The organism is Pseudokineococcus marinus, assembly GCF_013004605.1.
Taxonomy (GTDB): Bacteria; Actinomycetota; Actinomycetes; order Actinomycetales; family Quadrisphaeraceae; genus Pseudokineococcus; species Pseudokineococcus marinus.
Genome location: NZ_JABEMA010000096.1, coordinates 1 through 10,918, shown reverse-complemented (window position 1 = coordinate 10,918; position 10,918 = coordinate 1). Strand labels below are relative to the sequence as shown.

General features: G+C 78.4%; 9 protein-coding genes. 5 read left to right on the top strand and 4 right to left on the bottom strand.

The window, feature by feature from the left end; genetic code table 11:
* Positions 1–939 (top strand): LacI family DNA-binding transcriptional regulator (locus HLB09_RS08240; protein WP_171202910.1); only part of this gene is annotated, 939 nt, incomplete at its 5' end.
* Between the two features lie 49 nt (positions 940–988).
* Here HLB09_RS08240 and HLB09_RS08235 read toward each other — a convergent pair.
* Positions 989–2,740 (bottom strand): acyltransferase, encoded by a 1,752-nt coding sequence (locus tag HLB09_RS08235; RefSeq protein WP_171202909.1) that lies wholly within the window; start codon positions 2,738–2,740, stop codon positions 989–991.
* Between the two features lie 89 nt (positions 2,741–2,829).
* On the opposite strand from HLB09_RS08235, the gene HLB09_RS19910 reads away from it, so the two are divergent.
* The gene (locus HLB09_RS19910; RefSeq protein WP_171202908.1) at positions 2,830–3,828 is read left to right on the top strand and encodes a hydroxyacid dehydrogenase; all 999 of its coding nucleotides are present in this window, start codon (positions 2,830–2,832) and stop codon (positions 3,826–3,828) included.
* A gap of 41 nt (positions 3,829–3,869) precedes the next feature.
* Here the strand turns inward: HLB09_RS19910 and HLB09_RS08225 are convergent, their stop codons facing one another.
* The 3 genes from HLB09_RS08225 to HLB09_RS08215 all read right to left on the bottom strand — a co-directional run bounded on the left by HLB09_RS08225 (position 3,870) and on the right by HLB09_RS08215 (position 7,158).
* Positions 3,870–4,751 carry a sugar phosphate isomerase/epimerase family protein gene (locus HLB09_RS08225; protein ID WP_322790084.1) on the bottom strand — a complete coding sequence of 294 codons (882 nt, stop codon included), beginning with the start codon at positions 4,749–4,751 and terminating at the stop codon, positions 3,870–3,872.
* Positions 4,748–5,920 carry a dihydrodipicolinate synthase family protein gene (locus HLB09_RS08220; protein WP_171202912.1) on the bottom strand — a complete coding sequence of 391 codons (1,173 nt, stop codon included), beginning with the start codon at positions 5,918–5,920 and terminating at the stop codon, positions 4,748–4,750. The genes HLB09_RS08225 and HLB09_RS08220 overlap by 4 nt, the downstream gene beginning before the upstream one ends.
* 86 nt (positions 5,921–6,006) lie before the next feature.
* On the bottom strand, positions 6,007–7,158 hold the full coding sequence (locus HLB09_RS08215; RefSeq protein WP_171202907.1) for a Gfo/Idh/MocA family protein: 1,152 nt from the start codon (positions 7,156–7,158) through the stop codon (positions 6,007–6,009).
* Between the two features lie 182 nt (positions 7,159–7,340).
* On the opposite strand from HLB09_RS08215, the gene HLB09_RS08210 reads away from it, so the two are divergent.
* The 3 genes from HLB09_RS08210 to HLB09_RS08200 form a co-directional block, all read left to right on the top strand.
* Positions 7,341–9,455 (top strand): DUF2264 domain-containing protein, encoded by a 2,115-nt coding sequence (locus tag HLB09_RS08210; RefSeq protein WP_212770762.1) that lies wholly within the window; start codon positions 7,341–7,343, stop codon positions 9,453–9,455.
* The gene (locus tag HLB09_RS08205; protein ID WP_171202906.1) at positions 9,452–10,540 is read left to right on the top strand and encodes a LacI family DNA-binding transcriptional regulator; all 1,089 of its coding nucleotides are present in this window, start codon (positions 9,452–9,454) and stop codon (positions 10,538–10,540) included. Before HLB09_RS08210 ends, HLB09_RS08205 begins: the two co-directional genes overlap by 4 nt.
* 9 nt (positions 10,541–10,549) lie before the next feature.
* Positions 10,550–10,918: glycerate kinase (locus HLB09_RS08200; RefSeq protein ID WP_171202905.1), on the top strand; the 369-nt coding region annotated here is incomplete at its 3' end.

Genomic DNA, 10,918 nt, shown 5'->3' with positions numbered 1-10,918 from the left:
GACGCCCGGCCGGCCGCCGGCGCGCCGACCGCGCCCGCGGGCGCCGGGGAGCGGACGGGCGGGGCCCGTCCTCGGCGCTTCGGCGCCCTGGTGCCGTCGCTGGACTACTACTGGCCCGAGGTCCTCCGCGGCGCGGAGGAGGCGGCCGCCGCGCTGGGGACGCAGGTGGTGCTGCGCGCGTCGTCCTACGAGGCGGTCGACGAGCGCCCGCAGCTGGCGCTGCTGCTCGACAGCGGCGTCGCGGGGCTCCTCGTCGCGCTGCGGACCGACGCGCCGAGCGCGGCGAGCACGGTCGACTGGCTCGTGGGCACGGGGGTGCCGCTGGTCCTGCTGGAGCGCAGCGCGACGACCGGTCCGCACGCCGCGGTCGTCGAGTCGGTGGTCACCGACCACGTCCTCGGGGCGGCCATGGCGGTGCGCCACCTCGCCGCGCTGGGCCACCGGCGGGTGGCGCTCGTCACGACGGAGCAGAGCCCGACCAGCCCCCACCTGCAGCGGGGCTGGGCCGAGGCCCTGCGCGAGGCCGGCCTCCACCGCCCGGACGACCTCGAGCGGTGGGTGCCCTCGACGCGCTCGCCCGACCTCGGGGCCGCGCTCGACGAGGTGGTCGAGCGGTGCCTGGCCACGGGCACCACCGCCGTCCTCGCGCACGCCGACGCCGAGGCCGTCGCCCTCGTCGCGCGCCTGGAGGCGCGCGGCCTGTCCGTGCCGGAGGACCTGTCGGTCGTCGCCTACGACGACGAGGTCGCCTCCCTGGTGCAGCCGCCCCTCACGGCGGTCCGTCCGCCCCGCCGGTCCGTCGGGCGCGCCGCCGTGGAGCTGCTGGCGGCCCGCGTCGCCGACCCCGCCCGCCCGGCGCACCGGGTGCTGGTCAGCCCCGCCCTGCGGGTGCGGGCCTCGACCGCCGCGCCGCCCGCCCGGCCGGGCGACGCGCGCTGACGCGGCGCCCCGGCGAGGGCGCGGCGAGGGCGCCTGAGGAGCGCCGGGCTCAGCGCGGTCCCGGTCGGTGGACGCCGCGGGGCTCGTACCCGAGCGCCTCCTGGAGGTCGAGCAGCGAGGCCAGCTCGTGGACGACGGCGAGCCACATCTCCGTGCCCTGCAGGCCGGGGACGTCGTCGGCGGCGCGGAAGGCGAAGCCCTCGCCGGGGCGCCACCGGGGCAGAGCGTCGTCGAGCAGGCGCGCGGCGAGAGCGCGCACCTCCTCGCGCCGGTGGTCGGTCGAGCGGCCCGCCGCGCGCAGCAGCCAGGCGACGTCCAGGACGGCGCAGGCGTCCTGCCGGCGCGGGGCCGTGACGAGGGGGTCGGCGGCGTGCGCGAGCACGCTGTCGACGACCGCCGCGGGGTGGGGGAGCGGGAGCCCCCACTGGCCGAGGCTCCCCCGGGCCGCCCGGTAGGCGCCGTTGACCGTCTGCAGCGCGCCCTCGCCCGCGCGAGCGCCGCCCCACAGGCCGGTCACGGGGTCGGCCCGCTCGAGCAGCCAGCCGAGGAGCGCCGGGGCGGCTCCCGGGTGGGCGGCGGGCCCCCGTGCCCGGTCCCGGTGCAGGGCGGTGGCCACGGCGTCGACCCACGCGCCCGCCGACCAGGCCCGCCCGTGCCAGGGCAGCGCGTCGAGGCGCGCGACGAGGGCGTCGGCGTCGAGGGCGGCCACCGCGGCGACGGGGTGCTCGGGGGCCGACCCGAGCAGGTCGAGCGCGTAGCCCGTGCACAGGACGTGGTACATCGCGGCCTCGTCGTCGAGGTCCGGGGGCGACGGCGCGGGGACGCCGTCGTCGTCGACGCGCGGGACCAGACCGGTCACCGGGTCCTGGAGGGCCACGAGCCGCGCGGCCTGGTCGGCCGCGGGCAGCTGCGGCGGCGGGCCGCCGAGGAGGAGGTCGGCGACCTCGACGGCGTCGCACTGCGCGCGCACGGTCACCGGAGCGCCGGGCGTGTCGGTGAACCACCCGGCCCCTCCTCCGCGCGCCCCCGGGGCGGTGGGCCGCCAGCAGCGGGCGAGCACGCGCTCGCCGTCCGCCCGAGCGCGGTCGCCGAAGCGCTGCAGGCGCTCGGCGAGCCGCTCGGGTTCCGGGGCCGCGGTCGGCGGCACGCGCCACTTGAGGAGCCGGGCGGGGTTGCCGCCCACGACGGCGCCCTGCGGCACGTCCTTCGTGACGACGGCGCCCGCCGCGAGCACGGCGCGGGAGCCGACCCGCACCCCGTCGAGGACGACGACGTGCGACCCCACCCACACGTCGTCGCCGAGGACGACGCCGCGGGAGACGAGCGGCTGCCGGAAGACGGGGACGTCCGGGTCCGTGGTCGTGTGGTTGAACCCGAGGATCGCGGCGTGCGCGCCCACCCGGACGCCGTCGCCCAGGCGCACGTCGCCCCGGACGGCGCAGGAGGCGTTGAGCGAGCAGTCCGCCCCCGTGCGCACGGAGCCCGTGACGTGGGCGTGGGCGGCGACGTAGGAGCGGCTCCCGAGGACCAGCTCGTCGGCGTCGAGCGCCGCGAGCGCGCTGACGAAGACGCCGTCGCCGAGGCTCCACCCGGGGTGGCGCTCGCGCAGCCGCTCCTGGACGCGCTCCTGCGCCCGTCGCTCCTCCTCGCCGCCGGCGCCGTAGGTCCAGGGCTGCCAGTCGACGCCCGCCTCGGCCGGCTCCCGCCCGACCGGTCCCCGCCCGTGGGGACCGTCCTGACCGCTGCCGTCGTCGAGCTCCTCCGCTGCCGCCGCCCCCGCCGTCCCCGCCGACCTCGTCACCGCCGCCCTCCTCCTGCTGCGCTCCCGGCGGGTGCCGGGACGCGGCCTCGTCGTCCGCCCATGGCGAGCGCTTTCCCTAGCATGCGGGGGTGCGCATCCTCCTCGCCCTCCCGGAGCCCCTCCCCGGCCGCTTCTTCTCGCGCGCCGCGCGCGAGCGCCTGGCGGCGGTCGGCGAGGTCGACGTCCACCCGACGCCGGCGGACCACCGCTCCCCCGCGGCGACGGCGGCCCTCGCCGAGGCCGAGGTCCTCGTGACCGGCTGGGGCACCGACCTCCTCGACGAGGAGGTGCTCGCGACCGCGCCCCGGCTGCGCGCCGTCGTCCACAGCGCCGGGTCGGTGCGGCCGGTCGTCACGGCGGGCGTCGTCGGGCGAGGCGTGCTCGTGTCGAGCCAGGCGCGGCTCAACGCCCTGCCCGTCGCCGAGTACGCGCTCGCGACGATCCTGCTGTCCCTCAAGGGCGTCCTCGTGGCGCAGCGGCGCTACCGGGAGGCGCGCGGCGCCGTCGACGTGCGCGACCTCCTGTCCTCCCACGGCGTCCACGCCCGGCGCGTGGGCGTGGTCGGCGCGTCCGTGGTCGGCCGGCGCCTGCTCGAGCTGCTGCGCCCCTTCGACCTCGAGGTCGTCCTCGCCGACCCCACGCTCGAGGCGGGCGAGGCGGCCGCGCTCGGGGCCGAGCTCGTCGACCTCGACGAGCTGCTGCGCACGAGCGACGTCGTCAGCCTGCACGCACCCCTCCTGCCCTCGACCCGGGGCATGCTCGACGCGCGGCGGCTGGCGCTCATGCCCGACGGGGCCGTGCTCGTCAACACCGCGCGCGGCGGCCTCGTCGACGAGGCGGCGCTCGTCGCCGAGCTCGTCGCCGAGCGGCTCTCGGCGGTCCTCGACGTCACCGAGCCGGAGGTGCCGGACCCGTCCTCGCCGCTGTGGGACCTGCCCGGCGTGCTCCTCACGCCCCACGTCGCGGGGGCGCTCGGCTCGGAGCTGCTGCGGCTCGGGGACGGAGCGGTCGAGGAGGTCGAGCGGCTCGCCGCCGGGCTGCCGCTGCTGCGCCCGGTGACGTCGCAGGTGTACGACCGGCTCGCCTGAGGTGCGCCCGCCCCGCGGGTCGACCGGCGGGGCGGGGCGCGTCACAGGTGCGGCAGGACGAGCTCGGCGTACCGCTCGACGACGCGGGCGAGCACCTCGTGCCCGTCGCTCGCCCAGACCTCGGCGTTGAAGACCTCGACCTCGACGTCACCGCCGTAGCCCGCCGCGGCGACCCAGCGGCTCACGGGGGCGAAGTCGACGACGCCGTCGCCCATGATCCCCCGCGAGAGCAGGGGGTCCTCGGCGATGGGCACGAGGAAGTCGCACACCTGGTAGCTGCCGAGGCGGCCCTCGGCGCCCGCGCGGGCCACCGCCGCCTCGAGCTCCGGGTCCCACCAGACGTGGAAGGTGTCGACGACGACCGCCACGTCCTGCGCGGGGTGGGCCCCGGCCACGTCGAGGGCCTGGTCGAGCGTGGAGAGCACGGCGCGGTCGGCGCAGTACATGGGGTGCAGCGGCTCGAGCAGCAGCCGGACGCCGTGCTCGTGCGCGTGGGGGACGAGCTCGGCGAGCGCGTCGGCGGCGCGGGCGCGCGCGCCGAGGAGGTCGCGGTCCCCCTCCGGCAGGCCGCCGAGCACCATGACGAGGTCGCGCGTGCCGAGGGTCGCGGCCTCCTCGACGGCGCGGCGGTTGTCGTCGAGGGCGGCGGACCGCCCGGCCGGGTCGGCGGCGGTGAGGAAGCCGCCGCGGCACAGGCTCGACACGCGCAGGCCCGCGTCGCGCACGAGGCGGGCGGCCCGCTCGAGGCCGGCCTCCTCGACGCGGTCGCGCCACAGGCCGACGGCGGGCAGGCCCGCCCGGGCGGCGCCCTCGACGGCCTGCTCGAGGGTCCACCGCTTCGTCGTCGCCGTGTTGAGCGACAGCCGGGCCAGGTCGGCGGGGCGCCCGTCGACCAGCCCCCCCTCCCGCACCGGCGCGCTCACGCCTCCACCCCCGCCACGGCGAGGAGGCCGCGCACGCGCGCCGCCGCGAGGGCCGGGTGGCGCAGGAGCCCGGCCTCGTCGGCGAGCACGAGGGTGCGCGCCAGGTGCGGCAGCGAGCGGGCCGCGTGCATCCCGCCGACCATCGCGAAGGCCGGCTGGTGCCCGTTGACCCACGACAGGAAGGCGATGCCCGTCTTGTAGGACGACGTGGGCGCGGCGAAGACGTGCCGCCCGAGCTCCTGCGTGGACGCCAGCAGCGCGAGGGCACGGGCGTCGTCGCCGGCGTCGAGCGCCTGCAGCGCCTCGGACGCCGCCGGGTAGACCGCCGCGAAGATCCCGAGCAGCGCGTCGGAGTGCCCGCCCGCGTCGCCGACGACGAGCTCGGGGTAGTTGAAGTCGTCGCCCGTGTACATGCGCACGCCCTCGGGGAGGCGCACGCGCAGGGCCCGCTCGGGGGCCGCGTCGAGCAGCGACATCTTGATGCCGTCGACCTTCGCGGCCCGGTCCGCGATGAGCCCCGCGACGAGGTCCGACGCCGTCGCGACGTCGCCCGAGCCCCAGTACCCGGCCAGCGCCGGGTCGAACATCGGCCCGAGCCAGTGCAGGACGACGGGCGCCGGGGCCTCGTCGAGCAGGGTCCCGTAGACGTCGAGGTAGTCCTGCGGTCCCTCGGCGACGCGGGCGAGCGCCCGCGAGGCCATGAGGACGACGGTGGCGCCGGCGCCGGCCACGAGGTCGACCTGCTCGCGGTAGGCGTCGAGCACGGCGCGGACGCCCGCGCGCCCGGAGGGCAGCGCAGCCAGGTCGAGCTGGTCGGTGCCCGCGCCGCAGGCGACGAGCCCGCCGACGGAGGCCGCCTCGGCCGCCGAGCGGCGCACGAGCTCCTGGACGGCCGCCCAGTCGAGGCCCATGCCGCGCTGCGCGGTGTCCATGGCGTCCGCGACGCCGAGGCCGTGCGACCAGATCTCGTGCCGGTAGGCGAGGGTCGCGTCCCAGTCGACGTCGGCCGGCGCGCCGGGGACGTTGTCGGCGAGGGCCCGCGGGACGACGTGCGCCGCCGCGTAGGCCCGCCGCGAGGCGGGCGGACCGTCGGGCCGGGTCCAGCGCACGGGCTCGCGGAGCTCGTGCTCGACGAGGGCGCCGGAGGCGTCGGGCAGCCGCAGGACCAGGCCGGTGCCGGCCCGGGGGCCCAGCGGCTCGGCCGTCGCCCCGCTCGTCGGGGCGCCGCTCGCGGGGGCCCCCGTGGCGAGGGCGGTCACAGCACGATCTCCGGGACCTCGAGGCGGCGGCCCTCGGCGGAGCTGCGGAGCCCCAGCTCGGCGAGCTGGACGCCCCGCGCGGCGGAGGCGAGGTCGTAGCGGTGCGGCCGCCCGGCGGCGACGTCGAGGAGGAACTCCTCCCACTGGCGCTTGAAGCCGTTGTCGAGCTCGGCGTTGGCGGGCACCTCGAGCCACTGGTCGCGGAAGGGCTCCGTCACCGGGAGGTCGGGGTTCCAGACCGGCATCGGCGTGTGCGAGCGGTGCTGGGCGACGCACCGGTTGAGGCCGGCGACGGCCGAGCCGTGCGTGCCGTCGACCTGGAACTCGACGAGCTCGTCGCGGAAGACGCGGACCGCCCAGGAGGAGTTGATCTGGGCGACGACGCCGCCCTCGACGTCGAAGATGCCGTACGCGGCGTCGTCGGCGGTCGCCGCGTACTCGCGGCCCTGCTCGTCCCAGCGCGCCGGGATGTGCGTGGCCGTCCGGGCCGTGACCGTCTCGACGCGGCCGAGGATCCCCTCGAGCACGTAGTTCCAGTGGCAGAACATGTCGACGGTGATGCCGCCGCCGTCCTCCGCGCGGTAGTTCCAGCTGGGCCGCTGGGCGGGCTGGCCGTCGCCCTCGAAGACCCAGTACCCGAACTCCCCGCGCAGCGAGAGGATCCGGCCGAAGAAGCCCTCGTCGACGAGGCGGCGGAGCTTGACGAGCCCCGGCAGGTACAGCTTGTCGTGGACGACGCCCACGGTGACGCCGGTCGTCATGGCGAGGCGCGCGAGGTCGACGGCCTCGTCGAGCGTCTCCGCGGTCGGCTTCTCGGTGAAGACGTGCTTGCCGGCCTTCATGGCGGCGGTGAGCGCGGCGGCGCGGCGCGAGGTGACCTGCGCGTCGAAGTAGACGTCCACCGACGGGTCGTTCACCACGCCGTCGACGTCGGTCGTCCACTCCTCGACGCCGTGGCGGGCGGCGAGCTCGCGCAGCTTGTCCTCGCTGCGCCCGACGAGCACGGGCTCGACCTGCACGCGCGAGCCGTCCGGCGCGACGACGCCCCCGGCCTCCCGGATGGGCAGGATCGAGCGCACGAGGTGCTGGCGGTAGCCCATGCGGCCGGTGACGCCGCTCATGGCGATGCGCAGGGTGCGGGTGGACATCGGTGGCCTCCTCGGCGCGGGGACGGACGCCGCTGCGGGGCAGCGGCGACGGGCGGCACGGGCTCGCTGCCCCGGCCGTGGTTGGATAGCGCTTTCCTCACGATAGGCAGGCACCGGCACCCGGTCAAGGACGTCTCGTCCCCGCACCGGTGCGGCGCCGTGGCGGGCAGGAGGCCGGGCCGGTGGTCGACGGACGGGTGGACGAGCAGGTGGACGACGCCAGGGCGCGGGCCCTCGAGGCGGCCGCGCGGGCGGGCGCCCAGGTGGCGCTCCCCCCGCCGGACCGGGAGCGCTCGCCGCGGACCGGCTGGGGTCGTGAGCACTGGGCCGCGGTGGCCGACCACCTGCTCGGGAGCCTGCGCCCCTTCGCGGGCGCCACCGGCTCGTCGGGCGGAGGGCACGCCGGCTTCGCGCTCCCGGGACCGGCCTCGCGCTACGGCCCGGGCAGCGACGCGCTCGAGGCCTTCGCCCGCTCCTTCGTGCTGGCCGCGGTGCGCGTGGCCGGCGACGGCGGCGCGGACCCGCACGGCTTCCTCGCGTCCTACCGCGAGGGTCTGCTCGTCGGCACGGACCCCGCCCGCCCCGACCGCTGGCCGCGGCCGGACGAGCTGGCGCAGGCGCGGGTCGAGGCGGCCTCCCTCGCCCTCGCCCTCGACCTCACCCGGCCCTGGTTGTGGGCGCACCTGGCCGCCGACGAGCGGGCGCGGGTGCTCGACTGGTTCGCCACCTGCGTCGGGCAGGACTACCCGCCCATCAACTGGGTGTGGTTCCGCGCCGTCGTCGAGACCTTCCTCGTCGCCGAGGGCCGCGAGGTGCCCGCCGAGGGCCTGCGCGACACCCTCGCCCGCCACGAGACCTTCACCCGCGCGGACGGCTGGCTCTCCGACGGCGACGAGCGGGCCTTCGACCACTACGGCGGCTGGGCGCTGCACTACTACCCGCACCTGTGGGCCGCGCAGGCGCGCCGCAGCGCCCCGCACCTGCTCCCCGACCCCGAGGTCGAGGGCGCGTGGCGCACCCGCCTCGGCCGCTACCTCGAGGACGCCGTCGCCCTCGAGGGGGCCGACGGCTCGCCCCTGCTCCAGGGGCGCAGCCTCGTCTACCGGATGGCGGCCGCCGCGCCCCTGTGGGTGGCCGCGGCCACGGGCGCCGGCGACGTCGCCCCCGGGGTGCTGCGGCGCGCGGCCACGGGTCAGCTGCAGCACTTCCTCGCCCACGGCTGCCTGGACGAGCAGGGGCTGCTGAGCCTCGGCTGGCACGGGCCCTTCCCCGCCATGAAGCAGGACTACACCGGGCCCGGGTCGACCTACTGGGCCGCGGCCGGCTTCTACGGGCTGCTCCTCCCCACCGACCACCCCGTCTGGACGGAGGTCGAGGGGCCGCTGCCCGTGGAGGCGGGCGACGTGCGCCGCCTCGTGCGCGCGCCCGGGTGGCTCGTCAGCGGGACCCGCGCCGACGGCGTCGTCCGGGTCCTCAACCACGGCACCGACCACGCCCTGCCCGGTGACGACCGCACCGACGCCCCGCTCTACGCCCGCCTCGGCTACTCCACCGCCACGAGCCCCCCGCTGACCGGGCCGACGACGACGGCGCCCGCGGACTCCGCGGCCTGCCTGCTCGACGAGGGCGGCGCCCCGAGCCACCGCAGCGGCATGGACGTCGAGGAGCTCCTCGACGACGGCGTCGCCCTGCGGGGCTCCTCGTCGGTCCGCGCCAAGTGGGTCGACGACGCGGACGTGACGTCGCCCGACCACGCGAGCGGCCGCAGCGGCCGCGTGCGTCGGGGGCCTCGGGTGCGGACGACGTCGCTCGTGCGGGGGTCGTGGGAGGTGCGGGTGGTCGCCGTCGACGCGGCGGCCCCGGACGAGGTCCGTCCCACGGCCGTGCGCGTCGCCGGGTGGCCGCTGGCCGGCGAGGAACCACCCGCCCGGCACGACGCGCCGTCGGGCGGGGCCCACCTCGCGGCCGTGACCGCCGCGGGGCTGGTGTCGTCCGTGGAGCTCGTCGCGGCGAGCGGTGCGGCCCGCGCCGACGCGATCCTGTCGGGCGTCCACCGCGAGAGCGGCACGTCACCGCTCGGGCGGCACGTGGCCGTCCCCCACGTCGACGCGCCCCTGCCGGAGGGCGACCGCCCCGCGGGGGCGGCGCTCGTCGTCGCCCTGGTGCGCCTCGCCGGGCAGGACGCCGACGGGGACGGTGGCGGGGAGGCCGACGAGCGGCCCGCCGTGCGCGTCGAGGGGCGGCGGGTCGAGGTCCTCTGGGACGGTGGGGCACGGTCTCCCCTGGAGGTGCCATGACCGACACCCGCAGCACCCCCCCGGCGAGCGGCGACGCGCCGGCCGCGACGCCGGACCGCCGGTCCCCCGTGACGCTGAGCGACGTGGCTCGGGCGTCGGGCGTCTCGCTGGCCACGGCGTCGCGCGCCGTCAACGGCAGCGCGCGCAAGGTCCGCCCCGACCTGCACGCCCGGGTCCTCGCCGCGGCCGCGCAGCTCGGCTACACCGCCAACGGCCCGGCGCAGGCGATGGCCCGCGGGCGCACCAGCGTGCTCGGCCTCGTCGTCCAGGACATCGCCGACCCGTACTTCTCGACGATGGCGGCCGGCGTCGTCCGCGGCGCCGAGCAGCGCGGCCTCGTCGTCACCATCGGCACGACGGGGCGCGACCCCGCCAAGGAGGCCCAGCACGTGGCGGCCCTGCGCGGGCAGCGCGCCAGCGCCGTCGTCGTCGTCGGCTCGCGCACGGACGACGCGGCGGTGCAGGCGCGCCTCGCCGAGGAGGTCGCCGCCTTCGAGGCCTCGGGCGGCCGCGCCGTCCTCGTGAGCCAGGAGTCGCTCCCCGTCGACACCGTCGTGGTGGAGAACGAGCAGGGGGCCGAGGCCCTGGTGCGGGCGCTCACCGAGCGCGGCCACGAGCGCTTCGCCGTGCTCGCCGGCCCGCCCGGGCTGCTGACGGCGCGCGACCGCCTCGCGGGCTTCCGCGCGGGCGCGGCGGCCGGCGGCGGGCGGGTGGTCGACGACCTCGTCCTCCACGGCGACTTCACCCGCGACGGGGGGCACGCGGCGATGCACCGGCTCCTCGACAGCGGCTTCGACCGCGGCTGCGTGCTGGCCGTCAACGACGTCATGGCCGTCGGCGCCATGGCCGCGCTGCGCGAGCGGGGCGTGGACCTGCCCGGCGCCGTGGCGGTCGCCGGCTTCGACGACATCTCGACGCTGCGGGACGTCACGCCGGCGCTGACGACGGTCCGCCTGCCGCTGCAGGAGATCGGCGAGCGCGCCGTCGAGCTGCTGCTCGACGAGGAGGGCGGCGGGCCCCGCACGGTGCGGGTCCGCGGCGAGGTCGTGCTGCGCGCCAGCACGCCGGACCTGCGCCGCCGGTAGCGTCCGACCGTGCGCGTCGTCATCGCCGTCGACTCCTTCAAGGGCTCCCTCGGCAGCCGGGAGGCGGGTGAGGCGGTCGCTGCGGGCGTCCGCGCCGCCGCCCCGGGCGCCGAGGTCGCCGTCCTGCCCGTGGCGGACGGCGGCGAGGGCACCACCGCCTGCCTCGCCGACGCCTGGGGGGCGAGCCCGCGCGAGAGCGTCGCGACGGACGCGCTGGGCCGCCCCTGCCGCGCGGGCTGGGCGCTCTCGCCCGACGGCTCCACCGCCGTCGTCGAGCTCGCCGCCGCCAGCGGGCTCCCCGGCGTCGCGGACGTCGCGCCGCGCCCCCGGGAGGCCACGACGCTCGGGACGGGCGTGCTGCTGCGCGCGGCGCTCGAC